At 24.4% G+C, this 18,106-nt stretch carries 21 protein-coding genes; 17 read left to right on the forward strand and 4 right to left on the reverse strand.

The window, feature by feature from the left end; all coding sequences use genetic code 11:
• The first annotated feature begins 97 nt into the window (after nt 1-97).
• From rpoE to LFWB_RS02835, 4 genes are all read left to right on the forward strand, one after another.
• Nucleotides 98-664 (forward strand): DNA-directed RNA polymerase subunit delta, encoded by a 567-nt coding sequence (rpoE, locus tag LFWB_RS02820; protein ID WP_210954566.1) that lies wholly within the window; start codon nt 98-100, stop codon nt 662-664.
• Between the two features lie 48 nt (nt 665-712).
• The gene (locus LFWB_RS02825; protein WP_210954567.1) at nt 713-1,369 is read left to right on the forward strand and encodes a CDP-alcohol phosphatidyltransferase family protein; all 657 of its coding nucleotides are present in this window, start codon (nt 713-715) and stop codon (nt 1,367-1,369) included.
• 67 nt (nt 1,370-1,436) lie between these two features.
• Complete coding sequence (locus LFWB_RS02830; RefSeq protein ID WP_210954568.1) at nt 1,437-2,291, forward strand: phosphatidylserine decarboxylase; 855 nt, start codon at nt 1,437-1,439, stop codon at nt 2,289-2,291.
• Nucleotides 2,292-2,338: 47 nt separating this feature from the next.
• On the forward strand, nt 2,339-3,982 hold the full coding sequence (locus LFWB_RS02835) for a CTP synthase (RefSeq protein WP_210954569.1): 1,644 nt from the start codon (nt 2,339-2,341) through the stop codon (nt 3,980-3,982).
• Nucleotides 3,983-5,171: 1,189 nt separating this feature from the next.
• Here the strand turns inward: LFWB_RS02835 and LFWB_RS02840 are convergent.
• The 4 genes from LFWB_RS02840 to LFWB_RS02855 all read right to left on the reverse strand — a co-directional run bounded on the left by LFWB_RS02840 (nt 5,172) and on the right by LFWB_RS02855 (nt 8,475).
• Nucleotides 5,172-5,411, reverse strand: a complete 240-nt coding sequence (locus tag LFWB_RS02840; protein WP_210954570.1) for a hypothetical protein — start codon at nt 5,409-5,411, stop codon at nt 5,172-5,174.
• Nucleotides 5,412-5,514: 103 nt separating this feature from the next.
• Nucleotides 5,515-5,889 carry a Panacea domain-containing protein gene (locus LFWB_RS02845; RefSeq protein WP_210954571.1) on the reverse strand — a complete coding sequence of 125 codons (375 nt, stop codon included), beginning with the start codon at nt 5,887-5,889 and terminating at the stop codon, nt 5,515-5,517.
• 565 nt (nt 5,890-6,454) lie between these two features.
• Nucleotides 6,455-7,399, reverse strand: a complete 945-nt coding sequence (locus LFWB_RS02850) for an IS3 family transposase (RefSeq protein ID WP_210954511.1) — start codon at nt 7,397-7,399, stop codon at nt 6,455-6,457.
• A 530-nt stretch (nt 7,400-7,929) separates the two neighbouring features.
• Nucleotides 7,930-8,475, reverse strand: coding sequence for a phase variable surface lipoprotein (locus LFWB_RS02855; protein WP_320412073.1), 546 nt, complete (start codon nt 8,473-8,475; stop codon nt 7,930-7,932).
• A 188-nt stretch (nt 8,476-8,663) separates the two neighbouring features.
• Here LFWB_RS02855 and LFWB_RS02860 point away from each other — a divergent pair, with 188 nt between their 5' ends.
• From LFWB_RS02860 to LFWB_RS02920, 13 genes are all read left to right on the forward strand, one after another.
• Nucleotides 8,664-9,284, forward strand: a complete 621-nt coding sequence (locus tag LFWB_RS02860) for a sigma-70 family RNA polymerase sigma factor (RefSeq protein ID WP_210954482.1) — start codon at nt 8,664-8,666, stop codon at nt 9,282-9,284.
• Nucleotides 9,285-9,288: 4 nt separating this feature from the next.
• Entirely contained in the window at nt 9,289-9,612 is a 324-nt protein-coding gene (locus LFWB_RS02865) for a single-stranded DNA-binding protein (protein WP_210954483.1), read from the forward strand.
• A 15-nt stretch (nt 9,613-9,627) separates the two neighbouring features.
• Nucleotides 9,628-9,918, forward strand: coding sequence for an HU family DNA-binding protein (locus tag LFWB_RS02870; protein WP_210954484.1), 291 nt, complete (start codon nt 9,628-9,630; stop codon nt 9,916-9,918).
• Nucleotides 9,919-9,930: 12 nt separating this feature from the next.
• Nucleotides 9,931-10,371, forward strand: coding sequence for a hypothetical protein (locus LFWB_RS02875; RefSeq protein WP_210954485.1), 441 nt, complete (start codon nt 9,931-9,933; stop codon nt 10,369-10,371).
• On the forward strand, nt 10,364-10,588 hold the full coding sequence (locus tag LFWB_RS02880; RefSeq protein ID WP_210954908.1) for a hypothetical protein: 225 nt from the start codon (nt 10,364-10,366) through the stop codon (nt 10,586-10,588). Before LFWB_RS02875 ends, LFWB_RS02880 begins: the two co-directional genes overlap by 8 nt.
• Nucleotides 10,589-11,224 carry a YqaJ viral recombinase family nuclease gene (locus tag LFWB_RS02885; protein ID WP_210954501.1) on the forward strand — a complete coding sequence of 212 codons (636 nt, stop codon included), beginning with the start codon at nt 10,589-10,591 and terminating at the stop codon, nt 11,222-11,224. It abuts the gene before it with no gap.
• Between the two features lie 114 nt (nt 11,225-11,338).
• Nucleotides 11,339-11,635, forward strand: coding sequence for a hypothetical protein (locus LFWB_RS02890; RefSeq protein WP_210954487.1), 297 nt, complete (start codon nt 11,339-11,341; stop codon nt 11,633-11,635).
• Nucleotides 11,635-12,240: a hypothetical protein gene (locus tag LFWB_RS02895; RefSeq protein ID WP_210954488.1), complete on the forward strand. Its 606-nt coding sequence runs from the start codon at nt 11,635-11,637 to the stop codon at nt 12,238-12,240. The genes LFWB_RS02890 and LFWB_RS02895 overlap by 1 nt, the downstream gene beginning before the upstream one ends.
• A gap of 68 nt (nt 12,241-12,308) precedes the next feature.
• Nucleotides 12,309-13,505: an AAA family ATPase gene (locus LFWB_RS02900; RefSeq protein ID WP_210954909.1), complete on the forward strand. Its 1,197-nt coding sequence runs from the start codon at nt 12,309-12,311 to the stop codon at nt 13,503-13,505.
• Nucleotides 13,506-13,508: 3 nt separating this feature from the next.
• Nucleotides 13,509-15,128, forward strand: a complete 1,620-nt coding sequence (locus LFWB_RS02905; RefSeq protein ID WP_210954546.1) for a DNA double-strand break repair protein Rad50 — start codon at nt 13,509-13,511, stop codon at nt 15,126-15,128.
• A 99-nt stretch (nt 15,129-15,227) separates the two neighbouring features.
• On the forward strand, nt 15,228-16,058 hold the full coding sequence (locus LFWB_RS02910) for a GumC domain-containing protein (RefSeq protein ID WP_210954547.1): 831 nt from the start codon (nt 15,228-15,230) through the stop codon (nt 16,056-16,058).
• A gap of 22 nt (nt 16,059-16,080) precedes the next feature.
• A complete protein-coding gene (locus tag LFWB_RS02915) occupies nt 16,081-16,449 on the forward strand; it encodes an effector protein (protein WP_210954548.1) in 369 nt (122 codons plus the stop codon).
• 297 nt (nt 16,450-16,746) lie between these two features.
• Nucleotides 16,747-18,105, forward strand: a complete 1,359-nt coding sequence (locus LFWB_RS02920) for a hypothetical protein (RefSeq protein ID WP_246454241.1) — start codon at nt 16,747-16,749, stop codon at nt 18,103-18,105.
• Nucleotide 18,106 lies beyond the last annotated feature (1 nt).

Raw genomic sequence — 18,106 nt, forward strand, 5'->3', positions numbered from 1 at the left:
AAGATTATTGATAATTATTATCTAATTTTTATTAATATTTATGAAAATAAATTAATGTTTTTATAGTAAAAAAGTATTTATTTAAGGAGATTTAGTTTTGTTAAATAATAGTAAAGAGATTAATTCTTTAGCTTCTATGGCTGAACTTTCTTATCAAATTTTACAACAAAATAAACAACCTATGGCGGTAGAACAATTAATTAAAAAAGTTTTCGAATTAAAAAAAATAGATTTTAATAATAAGGAAAAATTTATTCAGTTATATTTGGATATCGTTTTGAGTGGTTGTTTTGTTTTTGTTGGTGATAATTTATGGGATGTTAAGAAGGATAATTTAAATTTATGGGATCAAGAATATTTTGCTAATCCTACATCAGATGAAGAAATTAGTACAAAAGAAGAAGATATAGAAGATATTTTAGATTTTGATGAGTTTGAATCTAAATCAGATGAAAATAAAGATAACACAAATGAAGATATAAAGGAATTTAAAGAAGAGAAATTAGATTTAAATATAGATGAAGATGAAGATGAATCGGGAATATTAAATAATTTAGATGAAAATTTAGAAGAAGAAGAAATTTTTGAAGTTGACAAAAATAAAAACGATGAATATGAAGAAGAAATCACACCAGATTATTATGAAGAATATTATAATGAATAATTATTATTTTAATAATGATTTATTATAATTTAATAATTGGAGAAAATAGTGTTTTTAGGAATATACAATTATACTGTTTATTTGACTTATTTGAATCTTTTTATGGGAACTTTAGGAATATTTTTAATTGAAGAAAACTTTAATTTAAAATGGCCTTTTATTTGTTTGTTTTTGGCAGGGGTTTGCGATATGTTCGATGGTGCCGTAAGCAATCTTAAAAAAAATAAGAATATAAAAGAAAAAAGATATGGCGTCCAAATAGATTCTTTAGCTGATATTATTAGTTTTGGTGTTTTACCTATTTTAATTGGTAACAAATTATTTGAAGAATGTTTTAAAGATTGTTATTCATCTATTTTACATTTTTTATTAAGGATTTTTGTTTTTACAGTTTTTGGTTTATATATTTTAGCTGTTTTAATTAGATTAGCTTATTTTAATGTTTTGAGCGAAGAATATTTAAATTTGGACCCTTGTCAAGAAAAAAATAATAACAAAATTTATATTGGTTTACCTGTTACTGTTGTTTCTTTTATTTTTCCTATTTTATATTTAATAGAGTTTTTGATAAAAGAAAATTTTGCTAATTTATCGTTGGTATCAGTTTTTTTTAAATTTGTTTATGTTTTTTTTATTTTAGGTTTATCTTTTTTATTTGTTTGTGACAAAATAAAATTTAAAAAACCTAAATTTTTATTTTTTTAATTTTATTTTATTTATTATCTTTGATTTTTTTGATTAAAAAATAAAATAAAGAAATGTTATTGCGTTAATGAAAAATAAAAATAAAAACAAGGAAGATAATTTTTTATCTTTTTTATATTCTAATTTAGAAAAAAGTTTTTGGAAGAGATTCATTTTAAGAATTTGCATTTCTAAAACGTTAAATAAGGCATCAACTTTGTATCTGAAATCTTTTGTTTCTAAAATACATATAAAAAAAATAGTTAAAAAAAATAATATAGATTTAAATTTATTTGAAAAAAATAAATTTAAATCTTATAATGATTTTTTTATACGCAAATATAAAAATATATCTTTTGTCAAAGATAATGATTGTTTCATTAGTCCTTGTGAAGGAAAAATAATGACTTTTTATATTAATGATAATAGTGTTTTTTCTATTAAAGGCGTTAATTATCATTTATCAGATCTTTTAAAAAATAGTTCTTTAGCTTCTGAATATAATGAAGGTTATTTGATTTTGTTGAGGTTGAGACCTGTTGATTATCATCGTTATATTTTTGTAGATGATGGAGTGCAAAAAAAAGAAAATATTTGTCGTATCAAAGGCAAACTTCATACTGTTAACCCTATTTCTTTTAAATATTACAATGTTTTTGCTGAAAACAGTAGAGAATATTGTATTTTAGAAACAAAAAATTTTGGTAAAATAGTACAAGTAGAAATCGGAGCTTTGTTAGTAGGAAAAATTAATAATTTTCCTATTCAGGAATTTAATAAAGGTCAAGAAAAAGGTTTTTTTTCTTTCGGTGGTTCCACTATTGTTTTATTATTAAAAAAAAATAAATTAATTATAGAAAAAGAATTTTTGGAAAATAGTAAAAAAAATATAGAAACAGATATCAGTTTAGGTCAAAAAATAGGTATTAAAAAACATATCTAAAAAAATAAAATATATTTTAATATTTTTTTAATAAGAAAGGGGAAAGTATGAAAGGCAACGATCAAAACACTAAATTTATTTTTATCACTGGAGGGGTAGTTTCAGGTTTAGGAAAAGGCATTATTAGCGGCGCTATAGGTCAAATTTTAAAAAAACGTAATTTAAAAGTTTTTATTCAAAAAATGGATCCTTATATTAATGTTGATTCTGGAACTATGAGTCCACAACAACATGGTGAAGTATTTGTTACCCAAGATGGCGCTGAAACTGATTTAGATTTAGGGCATTATGAAAGATTTTTAGATGAAAATTTATCTAAAAAATCTAACGTTACCACAGGTCAAATTTATAAATATGTTATCAATCAAGAAAGAAAAGGGGCTTATTTAGGCGAAACTGTTCAAGTGATTCCTCATATAACAAACGTTATTAAAAAAAAAATTTTAGATATAGCCGTTGGTTATGATATTGTTATTGTTGAAATTGGGGGAACAGTTGGAGATATTGAATCTTTACCTTTTTTAGAATCTATTAGACAAATTCGTTATGACGTAGGTTTTCATAATGTTCTTTATATTCATAATACTTTATTACCTTTTTTAAATAAAAATGATGAAATTAAAACAAAACCAACCCAACACAGTATTAAAGAATTAAGATCTTTAGGAATTCAACCACAAATTTTAATTTTAAGAAGTGAAAAAGTTATTTCATCTGAAATAAAACAAAAAATTTCTATTTTATGTGATGTTGAAAAAGAAGCTATTTTCGGAAATATTGATGTAGATATTATATATCAAGTTATTATTAATTTATTTGATCAACGGATAGATGATTTTATTTTAGATTATTTTAAAATACAAAATTCAACTTCATTTAATGTAGCGCCTTGGAATAATTTGATTCAAAAAATTAAAAATGCTAAATATAAAATTAAAATTGGTTTAGTAGGTAAGTATGTATCTGTTCATGATTCTTATATTTCTATTATAGAAGCTTTAAAACACGCTTCTTTTGGCTATAATACACAAGTAGATATTAAATGGATTGACGCTGAAAAATTAAATAATGAAAACATTAATTCTTGTTTGGAAGATTGTCATGGTATTTTAATTCCTGGTGGTTTCGGTTCTAGAGCTATTGATGGTAAATTAAAAGCTATAGAATACGCTCGAATTAATAATATTTCTGTTTTTGGTATTTGTTTAGGGATGCAATTGATGGTTGTTGAATATTCTCGTAATGTTTTAAAATTAAAAAATTCTCATACTGCAGAAATTAATCCTAAAGCTTTAAATTCTGTTATAGTTCCGAAAATTAAAGATAATAATTTAGGCGGAACTTTAAGATTAGGTTCTTATCCTTGTCATTTGGATATAAATTCTAAAGCTTATGAAATATTTAAACAAGAAATTATTCACGAAAGATATAGACATCGATATGAAATGAATTCGGAATATATGGAGCTTTTTCAAAAAGATGGTAATTTTATTATTTCAGGTAAAAATATTAAAGAAAATTTACCCGTTGTTATAGAATTGAAAAAACATATTTGGTTTATAGGGGTCCAATTTCATCCTGAATTTTTATCCAGACCTTTCAGACCTCACCCTTTATTTAAAAGTTTTATCTATTCATCTTTAGAATTTTATTTTAAATTAAAAGGTGAAAAAATACCTATCGATAAATAATCTAACAAATTAAAATTATTAAGTTGATATTATATATTTTTGTAAAAATGAAAAAAAATTAATTTTTAAATACTTCATATCTTATTATATTTTTAAGTTTATACTAATAAATATAAGAAATATCAATATCTTTGTTTCCTGAATTTTATCATTGGTTTTGATTAATTTCGTTTAAAATTTTTTTTAATTTCAATCTTCAAATTTTATTTATTTGATGACTAAAATATTCAAATAAGATGAAACTAAAAATATTAAAAATAATTTTTTAATTATCTGTTTTTTTATTTTATTTTTAGATTGTTTTATATTTTTATTTTTCTTTTTTAATGTTTTTTAAATTTTTTTTAATTTTTAAATAAAAAGACTCAAATTAATTGAGTCTTTTTTTATTTTGATATCTTTTTTTTATTGTTGTTTTTTATTTTATTTAAATAAAAAAGACTTAAAATTAATTAAGTTTTTGATAAAGTTTTAATTAAGTTAATAAAAATTAAAAAAAATTTTATAATTGTAAAATTTTCAAAACTTTTTCATAATTATTTCCACTTATTTCTAAAAAGTCATAAAGATTTTTTAAAAATTCCGTATTAGTTTTAATTTTTTTCAAAGTTTGACAAATACAAACTTGATGAAAAGAGTCGAATAATATAATATAAAAACACCATTTTTTTATTTTTCTGTCATGTTCGAAAAAACCAAAAATCCGTTGTGAATTATCTATTTTTATACTTTTAATAACTTTTTTCCTTAAAATAGATAAATGAATTTTATCAGTATTTTTATCAAATTTTTTTTCGATTTTATCAAATTTTTAAATTTTTTGATACTCCAATTATCAATATCTAAAATATAGTCTAAATTTTTATTATCAAACAATTTTTTTAAATAAGTATAAATTTTTTCATAATCTAATAATAAAATTTTTTCTAATTTAAATTAGTTTTTAATTTAAAACCAGGAAAAATTTTATAGTTAAATAAAAAAACTCATAAAAATGAGTTTTTTTAATATTACAAAAATTATTTCAATCACAAAGTTCATGCCTCTTATCAAATGCGACTAAATAAAAATTTTGTTCTCTAAAAAAACCAACTATTCTAGCGCGCGATTCAATTGAGATTTTTTTAATTTTGTTCCAAATTCATCTTCTGTAGGTTTCGATTTAATAAATTCAATTTGACAAATCTCTTCATCTATATTCTTTAACAATATTATATAAAGAATTACATTTATTTTTAATTTTACTTTTTTTAAGTTGATGCGCATGTTTTTTATTTTTTATTTGTTTTATATCATATTTTGTAGCAAATTCATTTAAACAAAAAATAACTTCAAGAAATTCCTTACATTTTAATTTGTAAACAGAAAAATTACTTTTATTTTTAACCAAAAAATCTTTTAAAAAATGAATATTAAAATTTTTCTTCATTTAAATCACCATATGAAAAAATTAAATTTTTATTTTTTGAATAATATTCAATTAATGTACTGTTCAGAATATTATTTTTCCCCATAGAACGAAAATGTTTATGCTAAGGTTCTTCCGAATGGGTTTTATCGGATAATTGTTGACCATTATATTTTCCTAAATTTCGAATAATAATATCAAGAGATTCTTTGTAAATCCCTTGTATTTTACTATGATTTCCTTTTCTTGTTATTTTAGTTATAGGATGATATTCATATTTTTTAAATAGTGGAAATAACTCTGAAAATACTGGTCCATGCATCCACGCTTGTAATTTATTCAAAATTAAAGGTGAATCTTTGAAAATTAAGTGATAAACTTGGGCATAATAAATTAATTTATGTAATTTCATATGAGTTATTGGTGTATTTTCGGTAGGATTATTAGTTATAATATAATTCGCTACATCAAAAACATTTATTGAATTGTTATTTTTCATTTTATTACTCTTTTATTACGTTATTATTATTATATATTTTTTATTAATTTTGTTTTTTAGTATTTTCAAATATTTCTTTTTTCATTTTAAATACATCGCTTCCTGTTCTTTTATTTTTGTCTATGTTTTTTTATTGTTATCTAAATTATAATATTTTAATTTAATAAATATAAGTAAAAATTTTTTAAAATTATTTTTTGAAGATATCATTTATAAATAAAAAAAGTGCGCTGTTCCATTTTTTTGGACATATTTTAATTTTAAAATTGTTCTTTAAAACTTAAAATTAAGTAGATAATTTCATATCTTTTCAAACTAACAAAGTTGTTTTTAATTAAATTAAAAAGTGTCTAAAGTTTTTTAATAATTTGCTAGTTTCAAAAGATATTTTTTTCAATATTTTACCCTTCCATATATATAGTTAGGTAAAAAAAGTTAAAAAGGTGTCTACAAAATAAAAAGAAAATAATCTTTTATATAATTTTAATATTTTTCTTAAAAAAAGGGTGCAGAAAAGTAACCTTTTTTATAAGGTTATATTATTTATGTAAATTTAACTAATAATTTATCTAAGAGTTTGAAAATATTGTAAAGGGGATAAATTATTTAATTTAGTTAAAAGCCATTTATGATTCCAAAAAGAAGGAAATTGATTAATTATTTTTGTGATTTTTGGAATTGTTTTTTGAAATAAAAAAGGATGACGATGATATAAAATACTTTTCATTTGGCCGAACAGATTTTCAATTACTGCGTTATCACGTGGAGTGGCTTTGCGGGACATGCTGATTAAAAAACCTTTTTTAGTTAGGATTTGTTGAACTTTTAGAGATTGATAAACTGAACCTTGATCAGAATGAATAATACAAGGTTTTTTTAATTTAGGTAATTTTTGGATTGTTTTTAATACTAAATCTTTATTTTGACAATTAGAAGTATGTGAAGCGATAATTTGATTATTAAAAGAATCTATAACACAAGAAAAATATAAAAAACCTTGAGGAGTTTTAAAATAAGTAATATCAGTGAATAGTTTTTGTAGGGGTCGAGATGAAATAAATTCTTGATTGATTAAGTTAGGTACTATTTTAATTTTATTTTGTAAATTATTTTTATAATGATGTTTATTTTTTTTAATTCTTAACCGACAAAAAATATTTTTTTCTTTCATAATGAGATAAACTTTTTTCTTAGTAATTGATTCATTGAAAGTTTTTTGGTATAAAACAGTAATTTTATGATGACCGAAAAAATATTCATGATTACAACATAAAGCTTCGATTCTTTTTTGTTGCAAAAGGTATTTTTCTTGTTTTAATTTTAATTGTTCTTTAATTTTTAACCAGTAATAATAAGTACTTCTTTTGATTTGGATAGTTTTTAAAATGGTAGTAAGATTTAAGTTATTTTTAAATTTTTTAACCAAATTAAAAACTATTTTTTTATCAATTTTAGTTATTTTTTCAATCATTTTTTGCAATAATTTGAATTTTTGTTTTAATTTTTTCATTATTAAACACTATTTACCTTATTTTTTTTGATTATATTAATAATTATAATTCAAAAAGGTTTTTAAATCAAAAAAATACCATTAATTTGTTTTATTTTTTAGTTTTGCGCTGATGAAATTGGTAAGGTTTGAAAAAAAAGGGGGGCAGCGCAATGGGGGGATTCTTTATTATTTTTCTTTTTATTATGTATTCTTTTTATTTTTGTTAGCGCTCCAGCGCTTATATTATTTGATTTATATTTTTATAAACAATCTTTTTCCAATGGAAAGGGTTTTAAAAAAGAGATGTTATTTATATCGATAATTAATAATAATTTAAAAAAAAGATATATCGACAATATCAAATATCGAATATCATTATCATTATCGATATAAAATATCAAATATCACTTGTTAAATAAGCTTGTTGCAAAAAGGGTTTTTGGGGGCAGTAAAGTGTCAGTAAAGTGTCAGTAAAGTGTCATAAAAGTGTCATAAAAGTGTCATAAAAGTGTCATAAAAGTGTCATAAAAGTGTCATAAAATTGTTAGTTAAATAATTTGTTTTGTTTTAGATATATATTTATATTTGGGATGTAATTTTCTGATGCGATATCCTCGTTTATCTTTGGTAATAAAGAATTTAATGTGTTTTAAATCTTCTAAGCGATAATAAATAATATTTAAACCTTTTTTATAATTGCTTTTTAAAGGTTTATCATATTTATCTTTTTTATGATTATCTAATTTAAATAATTTTAAAGTATCTAATTTATTGATATTGATTTTGCTCATTAATTCTTTTATTTGGTTTTTGGTTTCATTTTTATAATTGATTTGGAAAATATTAAATTGATGTTTAAGGGTATTATTTTGAGTTTTAAGAGGGGTTGAAGGGTTAAGTAATAATTTTGTATTGTCATCTACTTTTATGGCTTTAATTATGTCTATTTTGTATTTTTTAATTTCTTCTAAGATTTTTGGATCTATAAATAAAGTTTGATTTTTAGGGCGATAATTAGCTTCTTGGTAGGTATTTTTCTTTTTGGAATGATTAATAATGGTGAGGTTAATTAAATCTTCTTTTAAAGTTTTCAAAAAGTGTTTGATTTGTTCTAAATCAGTGGGAGTATTTTGTTTATTAATTTGAGGTGTTCCAAAACTTTAGACACTTTTTGTTTTTTAAAATTTATTTAAGGCTAACTATTAAGTTAGTCTTTTTTTATTCTCTAAGAATAAAATTAATTTTCATATCTTTTCTAAAAACGTTTTTAGAAAGGGATTAAATGTTAAGAAAAAAATTATTTAAAGATTTTTTAAAAAATAAAAAGAATTTAGAAATAAGAGATCAATTAATTGATCTTCATTTGCCATTAATAAATAAAATTGTTGGTAAATTTAAATATTATCCTAAATTGCTCCAAAAACAAGATTTATATCAAGAAGGAGTTTTAGGATTAACGAAAGCCCTAAGTAATTACCAAGATTTAGGTTATGACTTTATCGCCTATGCAAAACCAACAATTAAATCTGAAATCAATGAACTAATAAGAAAAAGTTATTCTCCTTCAATCCCACAAAAATCTACTAAACCAAACAATATTAGTTTTCAAGAAGAAAAATATCAACCTTATAAAATCAGCAACCCCAATCCTCATCAATTATGGTTAAAACAAACAAATCACGAATGTTTGTTAAAAAAACTAAAAAAGAAATTAAGTAAAACAGGATTTAATATTATTTGTTTAAGTTTTGGTATCACTTTAGACAACATCAACGAAACTTATCAACGACCTCATACCAACCAAGAGATCGCGCTAAAAATAAATTTAAAACTTCAAACAATAATCAACATCAAAAAAATAGCTATTCTAAAATTAAAACCTAAAAAACCAATGGAGAAATAAAAAAATGTTAAATAAAGTTCAATTAATCGGCCGCATCACTAACGCCCTAGAATCACAATACATTCATATTAATAATGAACAAATCACAAAAATTGATTTCAACTTAGCTATCAACAATAAAGATAAAGTTCAATTCATCCACTGTGTTGCCTTTCGTAATCAAGCAGAAAACATGAGTAAATATTTACACAAAGGTTCAAAAATATATATAGAAGGAACATTATCTATTCAAAAATACACTAATAACGAAAACCAAAACAAAACCAATACTAAAGTTATTTTAAACAATGTTATCTTTTTAGATAATAACCCCCCAACCCAAAATTAAAAAGGAGTCACTAAAATGACAAAAAAAGAATTAATCAAAACTATCGCAGTAATGCATAAAACTTCGGTTACTCAAACCCAAGATTTTTACAACTCGTTCGAAAATGCTTTAATCAAAGCAATCACATCCAACGAAGAAGTGGTATTATCACCTTCAATTGGCAAATTCATCTTAAAATCAAGAAAAGCCCGCGTGGGAAGAAACCCCCAAACAGGTAAAAAACTCAAAATCCCTACAAAAACTGTGGTAAATTTTAAACTTTCTAAAACTATTAAAGATGAAGTCAAAAACCTTAAATTAAAATAAGGAGAATAAATTATGTTTATTTTTTCATTATTTGCAACAATTAGCAATTTTATCTTAAATTACTCTAAAGGATTTAGCACTACCGAAATCCTTGAACGAAGAATAGACGGAATCCAAACAACGATTTTCACTATTCTTATTGTCTCTGGTTTCAAACCTATTTTTAAATTAATTGCAAATATTTTGATTTTCGTCAAAGATTTGATTTTAGGCCTCTTTTTCCCCAACAAAAAACTCCAAAATTTAGAAATCCAAAACGCCAAACAAGAATATTTAGAAAAACAGTTATTAAAAAAACTAGATAAAATAAATGAAAACCAAGAAAAACTCCAATCCCAATTAGAAGTGCAAAAAGTAAAAGTTGCTCATTGGCAAGAGAAAAAAGCAAGAAAAAAAATACTAAAATTAAAAAACAACAACAAACCTCACGGAAAGGAAAATGAAAATGAATGAACTTAATTTCGCCATTGGATTTATCGTTGGCGCCCTATTCGCAACTGCTTTAATGTTTATTATCAAAAAAATCTTTTTTAATTTTTTTCCATTACCAGAAATTAATAAAACAGATGAAACTAAAAAAGATAACAAACCCAATAAATCATCTTCAATTATTCCAAACCCAAATAACAATTCAAAAGAAAAAAATAATTTAGAAAGTGAAAATAATTAAATGAAAATTAATAATTTAAACCAACGAACTTCTGAGTGGTATAATCATCGCAAAAAATATATCAATGCCTCTGAAATAGGAAGTATTACAGGAAATGACAAATTTAGAAGTTTAGAACAATTAATACATGACAAAATATTTGGAACAACATTTACAAGCAATAAATTCACCGAACACGGCAACAAAACCGAACCCCTAGCGAGAACTTTTTTTGAAAAAATAACTAATCTAAAATTCCCTGATACCATCTTTACTGATGATACTTTAGATATGTTTTCTGCAAGTCTTGACGGTTATAACGAACAAACCAACACTTTATTAGAAATTAAATGTCCTTATGTAGATGAAAATAACAACATCTCCTCTACTTGGAATGGTTTCTTTTCACATAAAAAAATCCCTTCTAATTACTGGGCGCAAGTTCAATGTCAATTATATTGTTCTCAATCTAAATTCGCTTATTTCTTTGTTTATTTTAATGACACTAATTATCATGTTGTTAGGGTTTATCAAGATAATAATTTTATTAACCAAATGATTGCAGACGGCAAAAAGTATTTAGAATTATTAAAACTCAATAAACAAGAATTACAACAGACAACTTATTTAAAAAAATTAAGTAAATTTAAAATATAAAAAAAAGAAAGGAAACTAAAAATGAAAATCCAAAAAAACCAAAAATAATTATTAAGAAAAAAACAATTTAGAAAGTAACAAAGAAATAAATAATTAATACAAAGGAGAAAAAACATGTCAAAAAAAATAATTATCACTAAAAAACCAAATAAAAAATTAACCAAAACCCAAAACCCAAATCAAAAAATATCAATCCCAGAAACAAAAAAACTCAATCATCACATTTCACCCCCAACTCCTAATATCAATAAACTAAATTTATTAAAAATAATTACTTATTTAACTATCATTTTATATTTTATTTTACATGTCAACGTTATTTATTACCAAAACCAAATCCCTTGGTTAACAACAGGAATCAATAATTTTATTGATTTAATTAAAACAATTTTTTCAGGAGGAAACAAATAATGAAAACACAAAATAAAAATAAAATATTAATTATCATAACATTTGTAATTGTTCTATTTTTCTCAATTATCTCAATTTATGCTTTAAACGATTACTTTAACAAACAAAGAAAAGAAAAAATAAATTTAATAAATGATTTTCCTATTTTCACTGTTGAACGAACGGGTGGCAACAACGAAAATCAAATACTTTTGCCGATTTCAATTCCTAACTTAAGCCAAAAAAAATACAATCACTTAATTACTATCGAACACGAAGCAATCCTTAACTCAAATGGAATAGATATTTCAATACCCTTATATTTAAAATTATCAACCCAATATAACACTAACCAATCCTTTAACAACCCAGAAAAATATTTAAACATAAGCCTCAAAGTTAATAACAATGATTATGACGACACAAAACGTCCCCAAATGATATTAAACGACAAAGGTATTGGAATTATTAAAATTCAAATTAGCATCGAACAAAAAGAAATCATCAATTCCAAAAACCCTCAATTAGAATTAATTTGTGATTACGAATTAGTCGATTCCCAAGGTAAATCTTTCGAAGGCGGAAATCAAACTATCGAAAACAAAATTGCTCAATTAGCAAAATAAAATATTAAAAGACTAAACAAAATTTGTATTAGTCTTTTTTTATTTTTCAGAAAGGTATTAATATGAAAATGAATATTAAAAAAAATCAAAATAAAAATTTAAATCCAACTAATTTAATAATAATCATTATAACATCTATCATTTTATTTTTAGGAATTCAAGTTTGGATCCACCATCAAGCTTTAATCGAAAATCAAACCCAAATCCTAAATCATCATAAAAGATTAGAAACCCAAAACAAAACTAACCAAGAAACTAAAAAATATTTAGAAGACCAAATAACTAAAAATAATTCATCACCAGAAAAAATTCAAACTTTTTCTTCATCAGAATTACAAGAAAAAACAATAATCCCGAACGATAACCAAGAAGAATTATTATTTAAACCTTCTAACAACAATAAATTCCCAGGATTCAACCAACTAATCGGTTTCAAAGAAGAAAAACAAGCATTAGATGGATTTATTGATTATCTCAACAACAAAGAAAACTACCAAAATATTGGAGAAATCGAATCTCCTCTAGGTATTTTAATGTATGGAGCCCCTGGAACAGGAAAAACCACTCTCGCAAGATCCTTAGCCAAAGAAACTAATTTACCCTTCTTTGAAGTAAGCAGCTCTTTATTCTCACAAAAATACAAAGGTATCGCCCCTCAATTAGTCAAAGATTTATTTATGACAGCTCGCGAAGAAGCAGCCCAAAACAATGGCGCAATCATCTTTTTAGATGAATGCGAAACTATCTTTACTGATTTAAGCACTTTAGAAACTGATTCAGAAATTGCCAATGTTGTGAATCAATTCAAAACTGAATTGACATCTTTTAAAAACAACCCTGAAAAACCTATTTTCATCATTGGAGCTACAAACCACATTAACCAAATCGATGATGCCATCAAATCAAGATTCACTTACAATATCGAAGTCAAACCAGGCAACAAAGAAGAAAGAAAACAATTCCTAGAATTTTTAATCAACAAACGTAAAAACCCTTATAGTGAAGAAGCCAAACAATACTTATATGAAGTCATTAACGAAGCTTTAGAAATATTACCGCCAAACCATCAATTCAAACAAGCCAATCGTACTTTGGAAAACCTCTTAAAAACAACAGTAACAATCTTTGCGAAAAACAGAGGTCAAGGTGAAACTAGAAGAAATGAAATCAACAAAGAAGATTTAAAACAAGCATATAAAATGATAATTTCCCCTAATATAAATATATTAGACCAAATAGAAAAAAACCAAAAAGGAGATGAATAATATATGTTAACACCATTTGACTTAATCAAAGGATTTTTATCATTTAAATCTTATTTCACCTGGTTTTTAATAGCCACTACCATCTTTAGTCTATTTGTTTTCTTTAAAAGAAAACTTTCACCCACTCAACAATCAACAACATCATGGAAAGGCTATTTAACTTATTTTTTAATTATAATTGGTATTTTAAGTTTCATTTATTTATGTTTCTTTCATAAAACAGAACCATCATCTAAATATGCAGGGCAATTAGTCAATAAAATCGACAAAGCCATCGATAAATACGAAAATACAATAAATAATTACAAAGGATTAAAAACTAATTGGGAAAGTGAATTAAAAAAATGTGAAGATGAATTAAAAGAACTCTACAATGCCCAAGAATCCTCCCAAAAACAAAAAGAACAAATCCATGAATTGTTAGAACAAAATGAAACAAAAATTAAAGAAATAAAAGAACAATTAAAAAACACAACAGGTAACATCACTATCTTAAAAGGCAAGCTAACTCAGTTAGAAAAAGATAAAGATGCCAAAGAAAAAGAAATTAAACAAAAACAAGAAGAAGAAAAATTAGCTTCTCCTGACGATAAAATTAGATTAAGAGCACAAATTGAAAAACTACAAGATGAAGTAGAAGAAATAGTTGGTAAAATATCTGATATAAATTCTCAAATTGGTAAATTAGAAGCAACCCAAGAAAAATACCAAAATATGTTATCTCGTGCTGAAAAATTTAAAAAAATGTTAGAAGAACAATATAAAGATTTAACTGAAGGAGAAAAAAGATTATATAATCAAATCCAATCAGTTGAAGAACGTCATGCCGAAATCCAAAAAGAAATTGATGCAGTCAAGAAAAAACTAGATAAAATCGATTTAGAAAAAGATTTATATACATCCCTAAAAATAAAATATCGCGAAATGCATAACCGCATGCAAACCTATGAAAAAGAACATGAAGCATCAGCTGGAAACATAGTAAAATGGGGATTCAAAGCTTTTGATAAAGTAACTGACTTAATCCCCGCTAAATATGGTATGAAAATTTTAGGCAAATCAGTTACTTTTACACGTAAGTTCGCTCAAGGTATGTCAAAAGCTACTTTAGTTCTTCACGAAGGCCACCGTTTGTGGCATTTATATAATGAAGTCGCGCAAGAAAACAAAGAACATCCACCAATGATTACCGAAGAAGCTTTAAAAATGTATACTCAAGACATCGACCGTGATTTAGCCAAACTTGACGCCGACTACAAAGATTACGAAAAAAAATTAGGTGATTATAAACTTCGTCAAAATGAAAATAATTTAGAACAAGAATTAGAATATTCTAGATCAATAGTTCGCGGAATAGCCCAAAAAGAACAATCAGTTATCGGTGAATATGAAACCATCATCGAAGAATTAAAACATAAACAAAAAGACATAAAAGATATTTATAAGTTAGAAATAAAACAAGATAGATTAGAAGAAGAATTAGAAACTAAAAAAGAAGACGTGAATGATTTAAAAGAACAATTAAAACAAAAAAATCCGAGTTACGCTCGTGCTCAACAACGCCTGCAAGCTAGACGAATTGGTAAAATCCCTGAAATGATAATGATTCCAAATAAAAAATAATTTTCCTTAAACATTTAATCCCTAAAATTGTATAATAGTGATATATTCATATTTCAATATTTGATAATAATCACTATTATCAGAAAGGAAATGAAATTTATGAATAATAATTTTTTTAAAAAACATTTAGTAACTATTGTTATCATTTTACCTTTCGTAATAGCAATTATCATAGGCATTAATCAAGGATTTAATGATTATCAAAACGAAAAAAATTATTTATCTCCTTTAGAGAACAAACCCCAACAAATCCCTTCAAAAATAAAACGTTCTACGGAAGAAACACCCCAACCGAAAATTAAAACCACTGCTGCTCGTTTCGACCAAATTAAAACTTATGTTTTCTCAGAATCCGATGAAAATACCTTACTACCAAATGACCTTTCTGAAGAAGAAAAAACCCAAATCAATAAACTAAAAAATAGTTGGCAATTATCATTGAATTCCTTAAACGAACAAAAAACATGGGTAGATGAAAAACAAACTGAATGCGATGAATACCAAGCACAATTAAATTCTCTTCAACCTCAAATAGAAGCTTTAAAACCACAACAACAAAAACTAGAACAAGATCAAGCCGATAAAAATAAAATAATTAATCAAAAAAAAGAAGTTCGGAAACAATTTAAATATTTACCTAATCAACCCGAAGAAGTTAGAAAAAAAAGAGAAGAAAATAAAAGAATATTAGAAGCTGAAATCGACAAACTCCAAGATGAAGTAATAAAAATAGTTGGTGAAATCGGCAAAATCAACGTTCAAATTGGCATATTAGAAAGTGACCAAAAATTATACAAAAGTAGGTTAAAGGATTCTAAAGAATCCAAACAAGATTTAGAAAAACGATATAAAAATGCTGAATTACAATATAAAGATTTAATTATTTCTGGATTAAACAAACTCTATGACATTACCTCGACTGAGGGATAAAAAATAAAAGGAGTCGTTAATAATGATTAAATTAGAAAAACAATTATCTTTGTTTAGTCTATTTTTTATCATTTTTTTAGGATTATTAATGTTTGATAACAATATGTTATATGCTTCCCCTGGGATAAATTTAGATGTAAGAATGAGACAACTTACAGAAGAACAAAATAATTTAATACAACAGTTAAATAATAATTTTAATGATTTAAGTTTAAATAATACAATACGTTTAAGTAGAATGCAAAATATTGCAGCAGATATAGAACGAATTTCAAACCAAATAAATGCAATAAATCAACAATTAATTCTCAGAGATCAATTTCAACGAGAAAGAGAAACAAGAAACAACACCTCAAATCAACAAAACAACAATAATAATGGAAGACATTAAAAAAAATTAACTCAAAAATCTTATTAACAAGACCCTCTCCCAAGGGTCTTTTTTATTTAACACACACATATTTTGGTAAAACAATAACAAAAAACAAAAAAAGGAGGTAAACAATTATGTCAAAATCAATCAAAATTCCTTTTATCTAAATATTTCATCATTATTTATTTATTATTATTTTTGATTTGTTGTCCTTCTATCTCCGCTCATCCTTATTTTCATCATCAATCTAAATCAAAAATAAAACTATCTGACTACCAAACCCTTCAACAAGAATGGTTAGCGACCCAACCCAAAATGAAAAGATATGACATTCCTGTTTTATCCAAAGAAAGCATCCCTGATATCTTAAAATATTTTAATATCAAAGCTTCTATCTATTTCCTTCAAGAGCCTTCCTACAATCCTTATGATTACACTTTCTTCGACGCTAAACTCAAAAACCCTCCTTCAGGTTTAATTGGGGCTTATTTCAAACCAAGACATAACCCTTTTAATATCAAATATCCTGATGAAGATGATGAATTCACCTTAGAAGAACTCCTTGATTACGGAATAGCCATCAAAGAAGCCTTTGTCTTTTGGGATACAAAACAAAAACCTCAAGAAGAAAATGTAAATATAGAATTAATAATAATTGAAATGTTTGCTGACCAAAACAAAGAAGAAGCAATTAATAATTATTTAATCAAAAACAACATCATTAAAGAACCAAAACTAATTAAACTAGGTTGTTATAACGCAACACCTCATACTGGATTAGTATTGCCTTTACCTTTTGGAAAATTTTTATTTGAATTTGAAATTGATGCCATTTATTTTGATGACGGCATAAGGTTATTATCTGAAAATCGAAATATACAATCTCTAAGAAACCGATTAGAATGGAAACAAGAATTTCTACAAGAAGTTATAATAAAACAAAATTCATGTGAAGATACACATTTCAAAACTGTCTATCAAGAAAGCATTAATGAAATTAATGAAAGCATCAATCAAATAAAAGAAGATATTATTAAATCTCAATCATATACTATCGAAGACTTAACAAAACTCTCAAATGGTGCCAAAAACATCTATCTTTTCTTCCTTAATGTTCAAAAAAGAAAAAAAATTATTGAACTCCCTGACTCTTTAGACCCTTATCAAACTATCCGAGATTGGAAAAGAGAAAACAACCTTTATACTTTCCCTCCTTTAATAAAAGAAAGTGAATATAAAGAAGAAACAGAAAAGCGAAATTGGGATATTGAAATAACTTCTCCTTCTTATAAAAAAATAGATATTCCTTTTCAAATTAAAAAAATATTCCAATGTTTAGAAACTGATGATTGTATTTATTTTGTAGTTTGTAATGATACACTCCAAATTAAACTCGCCGAACAATATCGTAATGCTTATATAAATTGGTTAAAGCAATGTTACATTCAATATGGATGTTCTTATTCAGCTCAAGAAATAAGAAATAAATTTGGAAAAACATCGAGAATTATTTATGATGAAAACGGAAATACATGTTGGTATCAATATGTCCCAGGTTTTTTCTCTGATGATTGGATTGTTAATGGTCATAATTGTGTTGGTAATTCTAATATTTTTTATAATTTTTATAACACCACTCCCCCACCCAAAAGAATTGAATTAAGCTTTAAATAAC

The sequence above is a fragment of the Candidatus Phytoplasma luffae genome, assembly GCF_018024475.1.
In the GTDB taxonomy this organism is placed as follows: domain Bacteria; phylum Bacillota_I; class Bacilli_A; order Acholeplasmatales; family Acholeplasmataceae; genus Phytoplasma; species Phytoplasma luffae.

Coding starts and splice junctions, on each gene's coding strand:
- LFWB_RS02830 (WP_210954568.1), top strand. CDS start 1,437: ATGAAAAATAAAAATAAAAACAAGGAAGATAATTTTTTATCTTTTTTA.
- LFWB_RS02835 (WP_210954569.1), top strand. CDS start 2,339: ATGAAAGGCAACGATCAAAACACTAAATTTATTTTTATCACTGGAGGG.
- LFWB_RS02840 (WP_210954570.1), bottom strand. CDS start 5,411: ATGAAGAAAAATTTTAATATTCATTTTTTAAAAGATTTTTTGGTTAAA.
- LFWB_RS02845 (WP_210954571.1), bottom strand. CDS start 5,889: ATGAAAAATAACAATTCAATAAATGTTTTTGATGTAGCGAATTATATT.
- LFWB_RS02850 (WP_210954511.1), bottom strand. CDS start 7,399: ATGAAAAAATTAAAACAAAAATTCAAATTATTGCAAAAAATGATTGAA.
- LFWB_RS02860 (WP_210954482.1), top strand. CDS start 8,664: ATGTTAAGAAAAAAATTATTTAAAGATTTTTTAAAAAATAAAAAGAAT.
- LFWB_RS02865 (WP_210954483.1), top strand. CDS start 9,289: ATGTTAAATAAAGTTCAATTAATCGGCCGCATCACTAACGCCCTAGAA.
- LFWB_RS02870 (WP_210954484.1), top strand. CDS start 9,628: ATGACAAAAAAAGAATTAATCAAAACTATCGCAGTAATGCATAAAACT.
- LFWB_RS02875 (WP_210954485.1), top strand. CDS start 9,931: ATGTTTATTTTTTCATTATTTGCAACAATTAGCAATTTTATCTTAAAT.
- LFWB_RS02880 (WP_210954908.1), top strand. CDS start 10,364: ATGAATGAACTTAATTTCGCCATTGGATTTATCGTTGGCGCCCTATTC.
- LFWB_RS02885 (WP_210954501.1), top strand. CDS start 10,589: ATGAAAATTAATAATTTAAACCAACGAACTTCTGAGTGGTATAATCAT.
- LFWB_RS02890 (WP_210954487.1), top strand. CDS start 11,339: ATGTCAAAAAAAATAATTATCACTAAAAAACCAAATAAAAAATTAACC.
- LFWB_RS02895 (WP_210954488.1), top strand. CDS start 11,635: ATGAAAACACAAAATAAAAATAAAATATTAATTATCATAACATTTGTA.
- LFWB_RS02900 (WP_210954909.1), top strand. CDS start 12,309: ATGAATATTAAAAAAAATCAAAATAAAAATTTAAATCCAACTAATTTA.
- LFWB_RS02905 (WP_210954546.1), top strand. CDS start 13,509: ATGTTAACACCATTTGACTTAATCAAAGGATTTTTATCATTTAAATCT.
- LFWB_RS02910 (WP_210954547.1), top strand. CDS start 15,228: ATGAATAATAATTTTTTTAAAAAACATTTAGTAACTATTGTTATCATT.
- LFWB_RS02915 (WP_210954548.1), top strand. CDS start 16,081: ATGATTAAATTAGAAAAACAATTATCTTTGTTTAGTCTATTTTTTATC.
- LFWB_RS02920 (WP_246454241.1), top strand. CDS start 16,747: ATGAAAAGATATGACATTCCTGTTTTATCCAAAGAAAGCATCCCTGAT.